Source organism: Amycolatopsis sp. NPDC051758 (assembly GCF_044453095.1).
In the GTDB taxonomy this organism is placed as follows: Bacteria; Actinomycetota; Actinomycetes; order Mycobacteriales; family Pseudonocardiaceae; genus Amycolatopsis.
Genome location: NZ_JBITCJ010000006.1, coordinates 558,054 through 575,340, shown reverse-complemented (window position 1 = coordinate 575,340; position 17,287 = coordinate 558,054). Strand labels below are relative to the sequence as shown.

Below are 17,287 nucleotides of genomic sequence, written 5' to 3'. Positions count from 1 at the left end.
AGTGACTCGTATTACAAAACACCCGTTCGTGGAGCGTCAAGGCTGGATGGCCACGCAGTTAGCGGAGCGACACCTACTCTCCGTGATGGGCTGTCTGCTCGCGTTCGGCCATTTATCGTATTTTTTCGTCGTTGTCCTGGGCGTTGTCCGGTTTTGTCCTGTGCGAATGTTGTGATCGGTGTTGTCGACTGTGGTGCGATTCGCCGGTGACCGGGATGCCGTCTCTGCCGGGTTCGCCCGGCTGGCAGGATGACCGGACCACGCCCGGAGGGGGATCCGATGAGGAAGCACCGCGTCGCCGCGCTCGCCGGTGTCGCCGTCCTGGCGGCCGCCTGCAGCAGCCCGGCGCAGTCCGGCCCGGCGCCGACACCGTTCCCGGAGACGGCCTCGCCCTCGTCCGGGGCGGGCGCCGCGCCCGAGGGGTCGTTCAGCGTCGTCGCGACCGGCGACGTCCTGATCCACCCGGCGCTGACCGAGCAGGCCGAGGCCGACGGCGGCGGGAAGATCGACTACCGCCCGCTGCTGGCCGGGGTCAAGCCGCTGATCTCCGGCGCCGACCTCGGGATCTGCCACCTCGAGACGCCGCTGGCGCCGGAAGGCGGGCCGTACAGCGGGTACCCGTCGTTCAGTGCACCGCCGGAAATCGCCGACGCGCTCAAGGACACCGGCTACGACACCTGCTCGACGTCGTCGAACCACACCATCGACCAGGGTTCCGAAGGGGTCACGCGGACGCTGGACAAGCTCGACGACATCGGCGTCAAGCACACCGGCTCCGCGCGGTCCGCCGCGGAGGCCGGGAAACCCCTGATCCTCGACGTCCACGGGGTGAAGGTCGCGCAGATCTCGTACAGCTTCGGGTTCAACGGCATCAAGGTGCCGGCCGGGAAACCGTGGCTGGCCAACCAGATCGACGTCGACGACGTCCTCGCCGCGGCCAAGAAGGCGCGGCAGGCCGGGGCGCAGGTCGTGATCGCGAGCCTGCACTGGGGTGTGGAGTACCAGCACGACCCGACGGCCGAACAACGCAGCCAGGCCAAGAAGATCCTGGCGTCGGACGACGTCGACCTGATCGTCGGCCACCACGCCCACGTGGTCCAGCCGTTCGAGCAGATCGGCGGCAAGTGGGTGGCCTACGGGCTCGGCAACAGCATCGCCCGCCACTCCGATCCGCGCGGCGACACCGAAGAAGGCGCGGCGGCGCGTTTTCGCTTCGTCCGCGACGGCGAAGGCTGGAAGGTCGACAAGGCCGAGTACGTCCCGACCCTGATCAAGCTCGACGCCCCGATCCGCCTTCTCGACTTGTCGACAACACCGGCGTCCGCGCAGGTCACCAAGGCCCTGTCCGACACGGACAAGAACATCCTGAGCCTGGGAGCCGACAAGGCCGGCCTCACCCGCCCCGGCAAGTAAGGGAACCACGCGTGATCAGAACGGCATCACGCGTGATTGGCGGGGCATCAGCCTTGAAGCCCCACCAATCACGCGTGATGCCCCTGCAGACACGCGTGATGCCTCTCCAGTCACGCGTGATGCCCCTGATCAGTGGGTGCGGGTGGTGATCAGGCGGGCCAGGGCCGCCAGTTCGGCCGCGGGGCGGGGGACCGGGTTGACCGCCGCCAGCTCCCGAAGTCCCTTCGCCACCAAAGCCGCGGCCTGGGCCTGGCTCCACTGGCGGCCGCCTGCCTCCTCGACGAGCGAAGCCGCGCGGGACAGCTCCGCGTTGTCCAGCGGGTCCGCGCCCCCGTACAGCGAAGCCAGCTCCGCGCCTGCGGAAGTGCCGGACGACAACGCCGTCACCACCGGCAGCGACTTCTTGCGGTTCTGCAGGTCCGAGAACACCGGCTTCCCCGTCTCGGCCGGGTCACCCCAGATCCCGAGCAGGTCGTCGACGTGCTGGAACGCCAGCCCGACCGACCGGCCGAACTCGCCGAACCGCGGCACCGGACCGGCCTGGCCGCCGGACAGCGCCCCGAGCTCGCAGGCGGCGCCGATCAGGGCCGCCGTCTTGCCGCCGGCCATCCGGACGCACTCCGCGGGCGTGACGTCGTCGCGCTGCTCGAAATCCAGGTCGGCGGCCTGCCCTTCCAGGAGGTCCAGCACCCCTTGGGACAGCAGCTTCGCGCCTTCGGGTGTCAGCAGCTCGAACGCCAGGCTCAGCAGCGCATCCCCGGCGAGCACCGCCGGGCCGGTGCCGAAGACCGTCCACGCGGTCGGCCGGTGCCGCCGGGTGGTGTCGCCGTCCATGACGTCGTCGTGCAGCAGCGAAAAGTTGTGCACGAGCTCGACCGCGACGGCGGCCGGGACGGCGTCCGCGGGGTCGCCGCCCGCCGCCTCCGCGCACAGCAGCACCAGCGCCGGCCGCAGCGCCTTGCCACCGTCCGCGGACGCCGGCTCACCCTGGGCGTCCCACCAGCCGAAGTGGTACCCGGCGATCCGCCGCATCGCGTCCGGCAGCCGTTCGGCCGCGGAGCGCAGCGCCGGGTCGACGAGCCCCTTGCTCCAGGCCAGGACGTCGGCGACCGGGCGGGTCGCGGTGCGGGTGTTCATGGTCGTCATGAGCGGCCGATCTCGACGTCGGTGAGCACGCCGAGCGCGTCCGGGACCAGGACCGCGGCGGAGTGGTAGGCACTGACCAAATAGGACGTCACCGCGCGGTCGTTGATGTTCATGAAGCGGACGTTGAGGCCGGGTTGGTATTCGTCGGGCAGGTCCTTGGGGCGCAGGCCGATGACACCGGCGTCGTCTTCGCCGGTGCGCATGGCCAGGATCGACGTCGTTCCGGTGTCGGTGACGGGGATCTTGTCGCACGGCAGGATCGGCACCCCACGCCACGCGGTGACGCGCTTTCCGTCCAGGACGGTGGTGTCGGGGTAGATCCGGCGGGCGGTGCATTCCCGCCCGAACGCCGCGATCGCCCGCGGATGGGCGAGGAAGAACTTGGTTTTGCGGCGGCGGCAGAGCAGGTCGTCCATGTCGAGTGGGGTGGGTGGGCCGTTGCGGGTGGTGAGGCGTTGTTTGAGGTCGGCGTTGTGCAGGAGCCCGAAGTCGGTGTTGTTGACCAGCTCGTGTTCCTGCCGCTCCCGCAACGCTTCAACCGTCAGCCGGAGTTGCTGTTCGAGCTGGTTCATGGGCTGGTTGTAGAGATCGGTGACGCGGTTGTGGACCCGCAGCACGGTTTGGGCGACGGCGAGGTCGTACTCCCGCGGTGAAGGGTCGTAGTCGACGTAAGTACCCGACAGGATCGGCTCACCGTCATGTCCCGCGGAGAGGTCGATGCTGGCTTCGCCCTTGCCGTTGTGGGGTTTGCGTGGCCGGCTGAGGGCGTCGGCGACGTGCGCGCGCAGCGACTCCGACCGGCCGTTGAGGCGGGCGTAGGCGTCGGCGGGCAGGACCAGAGCAAGCACGCGGGTAGCGGCCTTGGCGGTGAAGTCCCAGGTGTCGTTGTTGTGGGCGAGGAGGTCGGCGCCGAAGTGGTCGCCTTCGGTGGCGGTGGAGAGCGTCGTCTCGTCGCCGTATTCGCCGCGGCCGTGGCGGGTGACTTTGCCGTGGGCGATGAGGATCAGCGTGTCGAGCGGGGTGCCGGCGGCCACGATGGTCGCACCGGGTTCGTACTCGCGTTGTTCGAACGCCTCCGCGAGGGCGCTTAGCGCGGTTTCATCGCCGAAGCCGCGCAGGAGTTCGAGTTCGGTGAGTTCGGCGGGGACGACGTGGATGCGGGCGCCGGTGTTGTAGAAGCTGACTTTACCGTCGCCGACGGTGTAGGTGAGGCGGCGGTTGACGCGGTACGACCCGGCCGGGACGTCGACCCAGGGCAGCTGGGAGAGCAGCCAGCGGGTGGTGATGCCGCGCATCTGCGGCAGCGACTTGGTCGTGGTGCTCAGCGTCCGCGCCGCTTTGACCCCCAGCGACAGCTGGGGCGACGCCGGTTCTTCGGTGACTGTCAAGGTTTCACGCGCCGATCGGGTTCAGGTGGTTCAGGGGGACGGGCGCCCGCGGGCTTCGGCACGACCCGGGCCGCGGCCGTGCCCAGTCCCGTCGGCCCGAAGACCGACGGAGGCAGGCCCGGCCCGGGCCGCGGCGGTTCCGCGTCGGGCTTGCGAGGTGGTGTCGCAGGCTCGGGCATTACCCCTCCCGGCCGATCTCGGCGCTTTCCAGCACCGCCAGCGCATCCGGCACCAGCACCGCGGCCGAGTAGTAGGCCGACACCAGGTACGAGATGATCGCCTGCTCGGACACGCCCATGAACCGCACGTTCAGCCCCGGCTGGTACTCGTCCGGCAGCCCGGTCTGGTGCAACCCGACCACCCCCTGGGCCTGCTCACCGGTGCGCATCAGCAGGATCGAGCTGGTGCGGGTCTCGGTGACGGGGATCTTGTTGCACGGCAGGATCGGCACCCCGCGCCACGCCGGAACGTGGTGCCCACCGAGGTCGACGGCGTCGGGGTAGACCCCGGCCTTGGTGCATTCCCGCCCGAACGCGGCGATCGTCTTCGGGTGGGCGAGGAAGAACCCGGGGTCCTTCCACACCAGGGCCAGGAGCTCGTCGAGGTCGTCCGGGGTCGGGGGACCGGTGCGGGTGGGGATGCGCTGGGCGAAGTCGGCGTTGTGCAGCAGGCCGAAGTCGGTGTTGTTGATCAATTCGTGTTCCTGGCGCTCCCGCAGCGCCTCGACGGTGAGCCGCAGCTGCTGCTCGATCTGGTTCATCGGCTGGTTGTAGAGATCCGCGACTCGCGAGTGGACTCGCAGCACCGTCTGGGCGACCGACAGTTCGTACTCACGCGGCGAGGCTTCGTAGTCGACGAACGTGCCCGGCAGCGTCGGCTCCCCGTCATGCCCCGACGCCAGCGAAATCTCCGCCTCGCCGTGGTCGTTGCGCGCGGAGTCGCCGCCGGCGACGAAGGCGTCGAGGTGGGCCCGGAGGGTCTCGGAGCGGGAGAGGACGTCGTCGAAGGCGTTGCGGGGCAGGGTCAGGACGGTGCAGGTGGTGACGGCTTTGGCGGTGAACTCCCAGATACCGTCGTCGCGGATGAGGGCGGTTTCGCCGAAGTAGTCCCCGTCGGCCATGGTCCCCAGGACGGTCTGGTCGCCGTAGGCGCCGACGCCGACCTTGGTGATCTTGCCGTGGGCGATGAGGAACACCTGGTCGGCCCGGCTGCCGAACTCGACCAGGGCGTCGCCGGGCTCGTACTCGTGCTGGCTGAACCGGGACGCCAGTTCGGCGAGGACCTCTTCGTCGTCGAAGCCGTGCAGCGGGGCGAGTTCACCGAGCTCGGGCGGGATGACGCGGACCTCGGAGCCGGTGGTGGTGAAGGTGACCCGGCCGTCGCCGACGGCGTAGGAGAGCCGGCGGTTGACGCGGTAGGCGCCGCCGGAGACCTCGACCCACGAGAGCAGCTTGAGCAGCCAGCGGGAGGAGATGCCCTGCATCTGCGGAACGGACTTGGTCGTTGTGGCCAGGGTGCGGGCCGCGGCCCGGCCGAGGCTCAACGGCGCCTGCTCACCCGCGTTCACGGAGTCCACCGGGTCGGTGACAGTCACAGCGAGAACCACCCAATCATTTGACGTCGGAGCGCGCCCGCCCTGTCCGGGCGCAGCGGTCATGACCTGCCATTTCCTGCTATTCGCGGGTTCGGCGAGCCGCAAAATCAACATAGCAACCGCGTCCGGCGGCACAATGACACGATCGGGTCGTCGGGATAATCACCTGATTGCCGACCGCCATTCCGGACACCGGGTGGCGGCGCGGTGGGCGAACCCGGTCACCGCCCGTCCCCATGCGTCACCCGGTCGGGAATACTCCCAGCTCGTACGGGGAATTCGTGATCGCCCTGGGCCGTGGTCCGGGCCGCCGCGCCGCCCGTGAACTGGGCCGAACCGGCGATAACCGCGGCGCGGGTGAGGCCACCCGGATGAATTGCGTTATCCCCGGTTGTCGGCCCGAAAATGGCTGACTAACTTGAGCGGGTCCCGGCGGGGGAATTCGCCGGGGCCCCACTTCCCGCGCGGCGGGTGAAAGGACGCGGATGAACATCTTCGTGGCCGGCAGTCTCTGGGTGGCCGGCGCGGCCGTCGTCGGGGGCGTGATCGCGTACCTGGTCCGCCGGTTCGGCTGGGACGAGGGCAGGCCCGACAACAACGACGCGGCGGGCCAGGTGTTCACCATCGTCGGCGGGCTGCACGCGGTGCTCGTCGCATTTGTGCTCATCTCGCTGTTCGATTCGGTCGGCACCGCGAGCCAGGACGCCCAGACCGAGGCCGACAGCCTCATCGCGGCGACCTGGGCGGCCGACGCGCTGCCGGCCGAGGTGAAGGATCGCGTCCACCAGCTCGCCGTCGCCTACGCGCAGACCGTCGAGCAGCAGGAGTGGCCGCGCCTGGCCGACGGCGGCGAGGTGCCCGCGACCGGCTGGACGCAGCTCGACCAGATGCGCCAGGCCGTCGCCGCGGCCGAGGTCGACGGCGACTGGCAGATCGACCGCAAGACCGAGGCCAGCAACCAGATCTGGTCGGTCTACCAGGCCCGTCAGCAGCGGCTGGCCAACTCCGGCGGCGGCGGGGTCGGCGCGGTCGTCTGGTTCGCGCTGATCCTCGGCAGCCTGATCACGGCGATCCTGCTGCCCAACCTGTTCGGCGGCACCCGGCTCGCCGCGCACATCATCATCGTCTCCACCCTGGCCGGCACGATCACGTTGCTGCTGTTCGCGATCTACCAGCTGCAGAACCCGTTCAGCGGGGGCGCGAAGGTGCCACCGGAGGCGTTCACCTCGGCGCTGGAAAGGCTGGCTTGACCGGCAGGCGGGCCCGCTGGGCGGCGATGCTCGGGGTGGCCGCGGCGGTTTCGGCGCTGCTGGCGGCGACGGGCTGGCTCTCGCCCGCGTCGCCGCGGTATCAGTCGAAAGAGAGCCCGGCTGCTCAGGATCCGGCCGCCTGCACGATCCTGCAGGCGGAGAACGAACGCGCCGGCGCGCCGACGACCCTGCGGCTGCTGGCGCTGCCCGGCGGGCCCACCAAACGCCTGACCCAGGCCGGGTACTGGATCAACGCGATGGGTTACTCCGCGGCGCAGGACGTCGTTTACGGCGTGGCCGACGGCACCCGCCGCGGGCGGTACGACCACGGCGCGCACGCGGTGCGGATCGACTCGGCCGGCCGGGTGACGGACCTCGGCGTGGTCGGCCGCGCGGGCTCGCCGAACCCGGCGTGGAGCCAGGTCGCCGGCGCCACGGCCGGCGCGATCGCGGGGAACCGCTGGTACGTCCGGCAGGACAGCGATCTGTACACAGTGGACATCGACCCGGCGAGTCCGGACTACGTGCGCGTGGTGCACCGGACGGCCTTGCGCCCGGTGTCACTGGCGGCCGGTGTGGACGACTTCGCCTACGACCCGGATTCCGGCTTGCTCTACGGCGTCTCGACAACTTCGCGTGGCGACGGTTCGGTGGTGACGTTGGACCCGGCGACCGGCAAGGTCACGACGGTGCCCGGCTTGAGCTTCCCCCGCGGCGGCGCGTACGACTCGGTGGTGCTCGGCCCCGACGCGATCTACGCGACGGCCAACCGGGACGGGCGCCGAAGCGTCACGTACCGGCTGCCGCGCGACGGTTCGGGTCCGGCGGTCGAGGTCGCCACCGGTCCGGCGCTGGTGAGCGGCGACGCGGCCGGGTGTTACGCCGAGGCGGCCCCGCCCCCTCCGCCTCCGTCCACTTCGACTCCCGCGCCTACGCCGTCTCCGACCCCCACGACCACACCTCCGGCTCCCACGACGACTCCGGCAACCCCGGTTCCGGAGCCACCACCGCCGTCGCAGCCACCGCCGGTGGAGCAGCCGGCGGCGGCGCCCACGCCCACCCCGACCCCGACCCCGACGATCGAGCCCAAGGCGATCGAGCCGGTGGCGCCGCCGCCACCCTCGGCCAAGAAGCCGTACGTGCGCCCGACGGAGAAACCCGAGCCCGTGGTGAACGGCACGGCGGTCCGGACGAAGGAGAAGCGCCGCTGGGGCCTGACGGCCCTGATCCTGGTCCTGGGCGGCGGCGCGGCGGTGGCCCACGTCCGGCGGCACCGTTAACGCCCGCGCCTTCTCGAAGACGGGCATTGTCCACTTCGGCCACTCAGACTCCTCCTCCGGTGCGGTCCACGCGCCGGAGGAGGAGAAACCGATGAAGCGGGTACGAATCGCCCTCGTGGCCGGGGTTCTGGCGGTGCCGCTGGCCGCCGCCGGGCCGGCCGCCGCCCATGACCACGGGTTGCGGGCGAAGGATGACCACTACCGGGTGCGGGCGGGCGCCGCCGTGCACCGGAACGTGCTCGGGAACGACCGGGGCGCCACCGCCGTGGTCCGGCACACCGCCGCCGCGCACGGGAGTGTCGACCTGGCCGCCGACGGGACGCTCCGGTACACCCCGGCGCCCGGCTTCCACGGCCGGGATTCCTTCACCTACACCGTTTCGGATGCGGTGAAGCTCTACCCGACCGACCTCGAGCCGCTCGCCACCATCGGCGGGGTCGACCTCAAGGGCGGCGCGTACGGCTCCGCGCTCACCCCGGTGCCCGGCGAGCGGGACGAGTTCTACGGCCTGACCGACCGCGGCCCGAACGTCGACGCGCCCGACGGCGGCAAGATCGAGCCGCTGCCCGCGTTCACCCCGGCGATCGGGAAGTTCCGGCTCCGCGACAGGAAAGCCGTGCTGGAGAAGAAGATCCCGCTGCGCGCGGCGGACGGCACACCGTACAACGGGCAGGTCAGCCCGCTGGCCGACACCGGCGAGAAGATCGTCGACCTCGACGGGAAGACACTGCCGCAGTCGCCGTACGGCTACGACCCCGAAGGTCTTGTCGCGCAGAAGGACGGCACCTTCTGGGTGTCCGACGAGTACGGTCCGTTCATCACGCACTTCGGCCGCGACGGCCGCGCCCTCGAGCGCCTCTCGCCGTTCGACGGCTCGCTGCCCGCCGAGCTGAAGTACCGGGTGCCCAACAAGGGCATGGAAGGCCTCGCGCTGACCCCGGACGGCCGGACGCTGGTCGGCGTCATGCAGTCCGCGCTGCAGCAGCCGGACCTGACGAAGAAGCCCGGCAACGTCACCACGCTGCGGATCGTCACCGTCGACCTGCGCACCCGCGCCACCCACGAGTACCTCTACCTGCTGGACGACCCGGACACGACGGGCACCGCGGTCAGCGAGATCACCGCGCTGTCGGCGACCCGGTTCCTGGTGGACGAGCGGGACGGCGACCTCGAGCCGGGCGCGTTCAAGAAGCTGTTCGAGATCGACCTGTCCGGCGCCACCGACGTCGGGCCGCGGGCGGCGGTGCCGGGCGCGACCTACAACGCCGTCAAGGGCGGGCTGCTCGTCGGGGGGAAGAGCATCGACGCCTACGTCGGCAAGGACACCACCGCCGACGCCACGAAGGACCTCGCCGCGGCGTGGATCAAGCCGGTGGGCAAGAAGCTCCACCTGGACCTCGGCGCGCTGGTCAGCACGCTGGACCCGAGCGGCGGCTTCTTCGGGCACGACAAGGTCGAGGGGGTCGCCACGACCGACGGCGGCCGCACCGTCGTGATCAGCAACGACAACGACTTCGGCATCAACGGCGTGACGAACGCGGCGCCGCCGTACGCGCTGCACGTCAAGACACTGCCGGACGGGCGCCAGGACGACGGTGAGTACCTCGTGGTCGACACGACCCGGCTGCCGGCGGCGTCCAGCACCGCGACGGTCACCGTCGACGTGCGGTAGCGCCTCAGTACTTGAACTGGTCGACGTTGTCGGCGGTGATGAGCAGCGGATCGCCCAGCAGGACGGTCTTCGACGTGGCGTCGTACTTCACCGCCGGCAACTCCAGGCTCACCTTGTTGACCGGGCTCAGCGGCTTGCCGTCGGCGACCTGCTTGGCCGTCCACGCGGTCAGGTAGCCCAGCGACTCGACGTTCCACAGCACCGACTGCGAGCACGAGCCGTCGAGCAGGAAGGGCTTGATCGCCTGCGGCGTGCCGACGCCGACGGTGAACACCTGGCCGATCTTCTGCTCGTCGCGCACGGCTTTCGCGACCCCGGGCGCGGACGTCGTGCACTCGCCGACCAGGCCGGTGAGGTCGGGGTGGCGGGCCATCAGCTCCTTGGCCAGGCTCGTCGCGGTGTTCTGGTCTTCCCCCGCGAACACGGTCTCGACGAGCTGCGCCTTCGGGTAGCGCTCGGCCGCGTACTCCTTCTGGACCGAGATCCAGGTGTTCAGGTTGGCCGCGGCCGGGCCGCACGAGACGATCGCGTACTTGCCGGCGCCGCCGGTCTTCGCCATCAGCGCATCGATGACCGCGGTGCCGATGCCCTGTGCGGTGGCCTGGTTGACGAACACCTCACGCTGCGTGCCCGGCGCGTCGGTGTCCGAGGTGAGCACGTGGATGCCCTTCGCCCGGGCGTCGGCGATCACCGGCGCGAGCGCGACCGGGTCGTTGGGCGCGACGACGATGACGTCGACCTTCTTCGTGATCAGGTCACGCAGGATCCGCACCTGCGCGGCCGGGTCGACCGACGTCGGGCCGGTCGTGGTCCACTCGACCCCCAGCTGCTTCGCCGCTTCCAGGCCGCCGGTGTTCATCGCCTCGAAGTACGGGATGCCCCGCACCTTCGGCACGAACGCGATCCGGGTCGGCGACGGCGCGGGCGCGCTGCCCAGCTGTTCCGAGCAGCCGCCGAGCGCGAGCGCCGCGCCCAGCAGCAGCGTCGCGACCAGCCGGGACGTCTTCGTCGGCCCTCGCATCCCCACCCATTCCTCACGACTCTCGGACGGTCTGCGCACGGTGGAGACCCACGGCGAACGTAGGGCTCCGGGTAACTGTGGTCAACGGGGTGTGCGCAAAGGGTTACGGAAGTGAGTTCATCCTGGTGGTTTCTGACGGGATATCGCCTGGTCGGCGGTGTTGACTACGCTGAGCGACAACGATTTCGCACGCTGCGTTGCCGGTTCGCGATGTGACGCGCAGAACGTGCCATTGGTACCCCTAGGGGGTATATTCGGCGTCATGAGTGAACAGCACGGGGCTTCGTGGGCGACAGCGATCCAGGCGACCTTGCACTGCCTGACCGGCTGTGCCATCGGTGAGGTGCTCGGCATGGTCCTCGGCACGGCGTTCGGCCTGCACAACGCCGCGACCGTCGTCCTGTCGATCGCGCTCGCGTTCGTCTTCGGCTACGGCCTCACCATGCGGGGTGTGCTGAAGTCGGGGCTGGGCGCGGCGGCGGCGTTCAAGGTCGCGCTGGCCGCGGACACCGTGTCGATCGCCGTCATGGAGATCGTCGACAACACCGTCGTCGTCGCCATCCCGGGCGCGATGGACGCGGGGCTGGCCAGCTTCCTGTTCTGGCTGGCGCTGGCGCTTTCGCTGGCGATCGCATTCGTCGTCACGGTGCCGGTGAACAAGTGGATGATCGGGCGCGGCCTCGGCCACGCGAAGGTGCACGCGCACCACCACTGACGCGGGGAGGTGGCGGCCTCCCCGGGCCGTCAGACGCTGGACAGGTCGACGGCGCGGTCGACCTTGCGCCGGTCGAGCACCCGCAGGATGCCCTCCAGCAGGTAGTAGTCGGCGTAGGGGAGTGAAACCTCGATGCCGTCCTCGGCCGGCCGGTTGCGGGTGCAGCGCGCGACGCTCGCCTCGGCGCGTGCCGACTTGGTCGTCAGGCACGTCTGCGACACCGCGGAAAGGATCCGGAGCGCGCTGTCCCGGTACTGCGTGTGGTGCGTGAGCTCCGCCAGGTCGAGCAGGCCGCACGCCATGATCACGCCGGCGGAGGCGTCCTTGATGTCGTTCGGGGCCTGCGGGGCCAGGTAGTCCCACACCGGCACGTGGTCGGGTGTCAGCTTCGAAAGCGCGTAGTCCGCGAGCCGCCGGGCCGTGGTCAGGAACTCCTCGTCCCCGGTGCGGCGGTGGATCGTCGTGAAGCCGTAGACGCCCCAGGCCTGCCCGCGCGACCAGCACGACGTGGGGCTGTAACCCTGCACGGTGTTCGGCCCGATCGGCGCCCCGGTGACCGGGTCGAAGTCGAACACGTGCGGCGTCGAGCCGTCCGGGCGCAGGAAGTTCTTCTGCGCCGTCTTCGCGTGCGCGATCGCGATGTCCAGGTACTGCGGGTCGCCGGTCTGCTTGCTCGCGAAGGCCAGCAGGTCCAGGTTCATCATCGTGTCCATGATGACGCGGCCCGCGTCCTTCGGATCGGTCAGCGAACCCCAGGCGCGGATGAACTTGCCGGCCGGGTTGTAGCGCTTGATCAGCGACGCCGCCGCCTGCACCGCGCCCGCCCGCCACTTGTCCTCGCCGGTGAGCCGCCAGGCGGTCACCCACGACGGGTAGAAGAGGAAGCCGAGGTCGTGCGTGCCGGTGTCGTTCTGGCGCGGCGCGAGTTTCTCCGCGGACGCCAGCGCGAGGGTCTTGAATTGTTCGTCGCCGCTGTGCAGCCAGGCCAGCCACAACTGACCGGGCCAGAATCCGCCGACCCAGTCGCCATTCTGCGAATAGGCCCATTTCTCGAACTTCGTGCCGGTCGGAAACGCGGTGACGCCGGGCGCCACCGCGCGGAGCTTGGCCACTGCGTAGTCGGCCGCTTGGCGGAGCGTCCGGGTGACCGATGCCTGGTCGGCGGCATCGAGGGTGGCCGCGGACGCGGCCGTGGAGGTGCTGGCGCTCACCGCCACCGCGGCGCCGGCCGCGGTGGTCAGCAGGGTTCTCCGGGTAACGCTCACAGGTGCCCGCCATTCCGTGTGGGGAAATGCTCCAGGTGCCGGAATTTTTACACGACGGACATGTGCTTGTACACCCGGCTGATGGTCGTTCACGGTTGTGATTGTTCAAGGATGTGAATTGTGTACCGGAGAGCGGAATACCGTCCGGCAAATGGGCGAAGGCCCGGCGCACTGCGCCGGGCCTTCGCTTTTATCGCGGGGGTGAGGGCAGTCAACCACGCGATGATCGAGGATCACTCGAACTCGTGGATCAGCAGAGCGGCGCGACGGGTTCGTCCGAGCCGGTCTGCAGGTAGGTGTCCGACACGTAGTGGCCGGGGCCGATCCGGTCCCAGATGTTGCTGGTGCCGAACTTGCCGGTGACGGTGTCGCCGAGGGTGTAGCACTCGATGTTCACCTTGGCGTAGTTCGCCGCGAGGCCCTTGATCGCGGCCGTGGTGCTCGCGCTCGCCCGGACGTTCATCGGGTCGCCCGCGGTGCTGACCACGCCGGTCGGGCCGGTGCCGGTCCACAGGTAGGTGACGTTGACGTTGCCGTTGTCCGACATGCCGAGCCCGTCCCAGAAGACGCCGTCGGCGAGGTCGATGCCGGCCGGGTTCGCCACCTTGTAGCCGAGGCCGCTCTTACCGCCGTTGTAACCGTTGTAGTAAGCGGCGTACGCCTCGGGCTGGCCCTGCGGCAGGTCCTTGAACTTGGTCCGCGTCGCCGCCGGGTTCCAGTAGTCGTCCTGCTCGTTCCACGGGCCGACGTCCCACACCGGCGCGTACTCGCACTTGCTGCCGTCGGTGCGGCAGACGCGGACGGTGTAGGTGCCGGATCCCTTGCCGGACAGGCCCTTCCCGGACGGCAGCGCGACGAAGTGGTCGCGGCTGGTGATCACGTGGCCGTTGGCGGTCGTCCCGCCGATCAGGCCTTCGCGAGTGCCGTAGACCTTGTAGGTCAGTGCGGTCGTCGCGTCGAGCGCGTTGACCTGGGGTGCGTTGTCGGCGCTGAGCGCGACGTTCTTCACCGTCGGCCGGACGCCGTCGGTGGTGCTGTGCAGGCTGATGCGCACCTGCACCGAGCCGACGGCGGACTTGAGCGTGCTGCCCGCGGGTGTCCACTCGGTCCAGTCGTTCGCGCCGGTCCGCCCGCGGACGTCGACGTCGATCGAGGTGCCCTTCGGGGTGTCGGCGCTCAGTTCCGCGCTGACGCGGTTCGCCGGCGCGCCCAGCGTGTGCTCGGCGGTGGTGAGGCTGCCTTCACTGCCGGCGAACACCCGCGCGGTTCTGTGCCACGCCGCGTCGGCCAGCGTCAGCGCCCCGCCCGCGGCGGCGACGTTGACGTCGTCGGTGTCCACAGTGGACAAATCGGCGGTCCAGCCCGCGCTGCCCGTCGTCGCGGCCTGGGCGGGAGCTCCGGCCAGCGCCGTCACCGCCCCCGCGGCCAGAACCACCGCGGTCACGCGGCCGGTCTTCCTGATCCGGATCATCCCCGGTTCTCCTTTCGCACCTGTTCACTCGAACGTGGCGAAAGACTGGCGGGGCGGCATACATGATCCGTACAAGCAGGTTGTGCGTCAGGCGGAAACGATGTGCGGGCCATCCAGCCCCGGCGGGCCCGCCGGCTCCGCGGGCCGCGACGACAGCTCCCGCCAGATCGCCAGCGCGCGCTCCGAGTAGTCCCGCGACCGCTCCGGCTGCGCCAAAGCCCGGTGCAGCTCGCCCAGCAGCTGCGACACCTCAGCCTCCGACCGCCGGTCGCCGTTGCGGCGGTGCACCGACAGGGAGTTCACCAGCAGCAGCTGCGCGTGCGCGAAGTCGCCGCTGTGCAGGCACAGCTCGCCGAGGTTCTGGTTGGCGTACCCGACGCAGTGATCGTCGCCGAGGTCGGTGAAGATCGCGATCGCGCGGTCGACGTGCTCGCGCGCGGCCGCCAGGTTTCCCTGGTGCTGGAACAGCAGGCCGAGCCGCTTGAACGCGTGCGCCTCGCGGTGGCGGTCGCCGATCGACGCCGACAGCTCCAGGGCGTCGGTGAACCAGCGCTTCGCCGCCGCGTAGCAGCCTCGGGACATCCAGACCGCGCCGGCGCCGATGCGCGCCACCGCTTCGCCGTGCTGGTCGTCGGCTTCGGCGAACAGCTTCAGCGCTTCGTGGCAGTGGTCGAGCGCAAGCCCGTCCTCACCTTCGATACGCAGGATCGTCGCGAGCCCGGTCAGCGCGATGCCGACGCCTTGAGCGTCGCCGACCTGCTCGAACAGTGCCTTCGACTCCTCGAACGCCACCCGGGACTCGGCGTATTCGTCCTGGTAGAGCAGGTACTGGCCGAGGTTGCGCTGGACGATCGCCTCGCCGCGCAGCGAGCCGGTCCGGCGGGCCGCGGCGAGCGCGATCGTGTGGGTGCTGTGCCAGTCGTCCTGATGGCCGCGCAGGTCGAAGTACGGCGTCAGCGCCGAAGCCAGCTGCCAGGCCAGGTCGTCGAAGCCCTGCTCGGCGGCCAGCGAAACCGCCGCGACACTCGTGTGCCGCTCGGCCGCGAACCACGCCGCCGGGTCGTCCGGCAGCACGTCGGCGGGCACCGCGGGCCGCGGCAGCTCGTCGTCGCAATACATGCCGAAGAAGTGCAGCGGCATCCGGCGCGCAGCCTCGAGCGCGAGGGCGAGATACCCGGTGAGAACCCGCCGAAGCCCGGCACGCGTCTTCGCCGCGTCACTCTGCTCCGCCAGCTCCACCGCGTACACGCGCAGCAGGTCATGCAGCCGGTAGCGCGGCTGCCCGGCCGAGTCGGAGCCGACGAGCTCGACGAGGTGGCCGTCGACCAGCACGTCGAGCACGTCGTCGGCGTCGCGGCGGCCCAGCACGGCGGCGACCACCCAGGCCGGGAACTGGACCGGCCCGAGCAGCCCCAGCCCGCGGAACGCGGTGGCCGCCGACATCGGCAGCAGGTCGTAGGACAACGTCACGCTCGCGCGGACGGCGAGGTCGCCGACGCGCAGCTCGTCGAGCCGCCGGCGCTCGTCGCGCAGCCGGTCGGCCAGCAGCCGCAGCGTCCAGCCCGGCCGGTGGGTCAGCTTCGCGCCGGCCACCCGGATCGCCAGCGGCAGGTGCCCGCACTGGCGCAGGATCGCCGCGGCGCTCTCCGGCTCGGCGGCCACCCGCTCGGCGCCGACGATGCCTTCCAGCAGCCGTGCGCCTTCGTCTTCGGGGAGCAGGTCGACGTCGACCGCCTTCGCCCCGGCGAGCCCGGGCAGCCGGAGCCGGCTGGTCACCAGCACTGCGCATGCGCCGGCGCCGGGCAGCAGCGGCCGCACCTGGGCGGCGCTCCCGGCGTCGTCGAGCACCACGCACATCCGCCGCCCGGCCAGCCGCGAGCGCAGCAGCGCCGAGCGTTCGGCGGGCTCGCGCGGCAGGCCGGCGTCCGGGATGCCCAGCGCGTGCAGCAGTTCGGCGAGCACCCCCATCGGCGCCCGCGGTGACGACGACGTGCCGGCCAGGTCGACGTGCAGCTGGCCGTCGGGGAACTCGTCGCGGACCGCGTGCGCAACCCGGACGGCGACCGCCGACTTGCCGACGCCGGGCGCGCCCGAAAGCACGATCACAGCGGGCGCATTGCGTTCCGCGCGCTCCCGCATCAGGGAGACGACTTCGCGGATCACGGAGTCGCGGCCGGTGAAGTCCGGCAGGTCGAGCGGCAGCTGGCAGACCGGGGCGACGTCGGCGGGACGCGGCGCGAGCACGCTCTCCGGCACCAGCGTCGTGCGCAGCTCGCGCAGCCGGGCGCCGGGCTCGGCGCCGAGTTCTTCGTGCAGCACCCGCTCGGCCGACTCGTACGCCTCGACGGCGTCCGCGGTCCGGCCGGCGGCGCGCAGCGCCACGATCAGCTGCGCCCAGAGCTCTTCGCGCAGCGGGTGTTCGGTGACCAGCCCGCGCAGCTCGGCGACGGCCTCACCGCAGCGGCCGAGGTCGATCCGCGCCCGCAGGCGCTGTTCCTGCACAGACAGCCGGAGTTCGGCGAGCCGGGCGACGGTCGCGCCCCAGCTGTGGTCGTGCGGCAGCCCTTCGAGGACTTCGCCGCGCCACAGCGCGTCGGCCCGGTCGAGGAGTTTGAGAGCGCTCTCGGCGTCGCCGCGATCGAGCGCTTCCTGCGCTTCGGCGGCCGAAGCGGCGAAGGCGAGGTGGTCCAGTTCGCCGGGGGACGCGGTCAGCAGGTACCCGGAGGCCCGGCTGCTGATCCGCTCGCCGAGGGCGGGGTCGATCTCCGCGAACCTTCTTCGCAGGGAATGGACGTACGTGCGGATGTTCGCCGCGGCCGAGCGCGGCGCCGATTCCGGCCACAGCACTTCCACCAGCACGTCGGTGGACACGACGATGTTCGGCTGCAGTGCCAGCGCCGCCAGCAGCAGCCGGGGCTTCGGCCCGCCCAGCCCGACCACCTGCCCGCGGGCGGTGACCTCCAGCGGACCGAGGACGCGGATGGTAAGCGAGGTGGTCTCAACCTGCCCGATGAGTTCCCCCATGCCCGGATGTTATTTCCCACCCACCTCGGGGGATAGATCCATTCGGAG

12 protein-coding genes are annotated in these 17,287 nt (G+C 70.7%); 5 read left to right on the top strand and 7 right to left on the bottom strand.

Going from position 1 to position 17,287, the window contains the following annotated elements; genetic code table 11:
• Positions 1-279: 279 nt before the first annotated feature.
• Entirely contained in the window at positions 280-1,413 is a 1,134-nt protein-coding gene (locus ACIA5G_RS29930) for a CapA family protein (RefSeq protein ID WP_395929080.1), read from the top strand.
• 129 nt (positions 1,414-1,542) lie between these two features.
• Here ACIA5G_RS29930 and ACIA5G_RS29925 read toward each other — a convergent pair whose 3' ends face one another.
• From ACIA5G_RS29925 to ACIA5G_RS29915, 3 genes are all read right to left on the bottom strand, one after another.
• Positions 1,543-2,559, bottom strand: a complete 1,017-nt coding sequence (locus ACIA5G_RS29925; protein WP_395929077.1) for a family 2 encapsulin nanocompartment cargo protein polyprenyl transferase — start codon at positions 2,557-2,559, stop codon at positions 1,543-1,545.
• Positions 2,556-3,947 carry a family 2B encapsulin nanocompartment shell protein gene (locus tag ACIA5G_RS29920; RefSeq protein ID WP_395929075.1) on the bottom strand — a complete coding sequence of 464 codons (1,392 nt, stop codon included), beginning with the start codon at positions 3,945-3,947 and terminating at the stop codon, positions 2,556-2,558. Before ACIA5G_RS29920 ends, ACIA5G_RS29925 begins: the two co-directional genes overlap by 4 nt.
• Before the next feature lie 178 nt (positions 3,948-4,125).
• On the bottom strand, positions 4,126-5,541 hold the full coding sequence (locus ACIA5G_RS29915) for a family 2B encapsulin nanocompartment shell protein (protein ID WP_395929073.1): 1,416 nt from the start codon (positions 5,539-5,541) through the stop codon (positions 4,126-4,128).
• A 485-nt stretch (positions 5,542-6,026) separates the two neighbouring features.
• On the opposite strand from ACIA5G_RS29915, the gene ACIA5G_RS29910 reads away from it, so the two are divergent.
• The 3 genes from ACIA5G_RS29910 to ACIA5G_RS29900 all read left to right on the top strand — a co-directional run bounded on the left by ACIA5G_RS29910 (position 6,027) and on the right by ACIA5G_RS29900 (position 9,743).
• Complete coding sequence (locus ACIA5G_RS29910; RefSeq protein ID WP_395929071.1) at positions 6,027-6,791, top strand: hypothetical protein; 765 nt, start codon at positions 6,027-6,029, stop codon at positions 6,789-6,791.
• Positions 6,788-8,071, top strand: coding sequence for a DUF6923 family protein (locus tag ACIA5G_RS29905; protein ID WP_395929069.1), 1,284 nt, complete (start codon positions 6,788-6,790; stop codon positions 8,069-8,071). Before ACIA5G_RS29910 ends, ACIA5G_RS29905 begins: the two co-directional genes overlap by 4 nt.
• A gap of 91 nt (positions 8,072-8,162) precedes the next feature.
• The gene (locus ACIA5G_RS29900) at positions 8,163-9,743 is read left to right on the top strand and encodes an esterase-like activity of phytase family protein (RefSeq protein ID WP_395929067.1); all 1,581 of its coding nucleotides are present in this window, start codon (positions 8,163-8,165) and stop codon (positions 9,741-9,743) included.
• 4 nt (positions 9,744-9,747) lie between these two features.
• Here ACIA5G_RS29900 and ACIA5G_RS29895 read toward each other — a convergent pair whose 3' ends face one another.
• A complete protein-coding gene (locus ACIA5G_RS29895) occupies positions 9,748-10,764 on the bottom strand; it encodes an autoinducer 2 ABC transporter substrate-binding protein (protein ID WP_395929065.1) in 1,017 nt (338 codons plus the stop codon).
• 262 nt (positions 10,765-11,026) lie between these two features.
• Between ACIA5G_RS29895 and ACIA5G_RS29890 the strand changes: the two genes are divergently transcribed.
• Positions 11,027-11,479 (top strand): DUF4396 domain-containing protein, encoded by a 453-nt coding sequence (locus tag ACIA5G_RS29890; protein WP_395929063.1) that lies wholly within the window; start codon positions 11,027-11,029, stop codon positions 11,477-11,479.
• A gap of 29 nt (positions 11,480-11,508) precedes the next feature.
• Here ACIA5G_RS29890 and ACIA5G_RS29885 read toward each other — a convergent pair whose 3' ends face one another.
• From ACIA5G_RS29885 to ACIA5G_RS29875, 3 genes are all read right to left on the bottom strand, one after another.
• Positions 11,509-12,744: a glucuronyl hydrolase gene (locus ACIA5G_RS29885; RefSeq protein WP_395929061.1), complete on the bottom strand. Its 1,236-nt coding sequence runs from the start codon at positions 12,742-12,744 to the stop codon at positions 11,509-11,511.
• A gap of 250 nt (positions 12,745-12,994) precedes the next feature.
• Positions 12,995-14,215: a hypothetical protein gene (locus ACIA5G_RS29880; protein ID WP_395929060.1), complete on the bottom strand. Its 1,221-nt coding sequence runs from the start codon at positions 14,213-14,215 to the stop codon at positions 12,995-12,997.
• Between the two features lie 87 nt (positions 14,216-14,302).
• Positions 14,303-17,239 carry a BTAD domain-containing putative transcriptional regulator gene (locus ACIA5G_RS29875; RefSeq protein ID WP_395929058.1) on the bottom strand — a complete coding sequence of 979 codons (2,937 nt, stop codon included), beginning with the start codon at positions 17,237-17,239 and terminating at the stop codon, positions 14,303-14,305.
• Positions 17,240-17,287: the final 48 nt, after the last annotated feature.

Excerpts from the sequence above, each read along its gene's own strand:
- ACIA5G_RS29930 (WP_395929080.1), top strand. The coding sequence starts at position 280 with ATGAGGAAGCACCGCGTCGCCGCGCTCGCCGGTGTCGCCGTCCTGGCG.
- ACIA5G_RS29925 (WP_395929077.1), bottom strand. The coding sequence starts at position 2,559 with ATGACGACCATGAACACCCGCACCGCGACCCGCCCGGTCGCCGACGTC.
- ACIA5G_RS29910 (WP_395929071.1), top strand. The coding sequence starts at position 6,027 with ATGAACATCTTCGTGGCCGGCAGTCTCTGGGTGGCCGGCGCGGCCGTC.
- ACIA5G_RS29900 (WP_395929067.1), top strand. The coding sequence starts at position 8,163 with ATGAAGCGGGTACGAATCGCCCTCGTGGCCGGGGTTCTGGCGGTGCCG.
- ACIA5G_RS29895 (WP_395929065.1), bottom strand. The coding sequence starts at position 10,764 with ATGCGAGGGCCGACGAAGACGTCCCGGCTGGTCGCGACGCTGCTGCTG.
- ACIA5G_RS29890 (WP_395929063.1), top strand. The coding sequence starts at position 11,027 with ATGAGTGAACAGCACGGGGCTTCGTGGGCGACAGCGATCCAGGCGACC.
- ACIA5G_RS29880 (WP_395929060.1), bottom strand. The coding sequence starts at position 14,215 with ATGATCCGGATCAGGAAGACCGGCCGCGTGACCGCGGTGGTTCTGGCC.
- ACIA5G_RS29875 (WP_395929058.1), bottom strand. The coding sequence starts at position 17,239 with ATGGGGGAACTCATCGGGCAGGTTGAGACCACCTCGCTTACCATCCGC.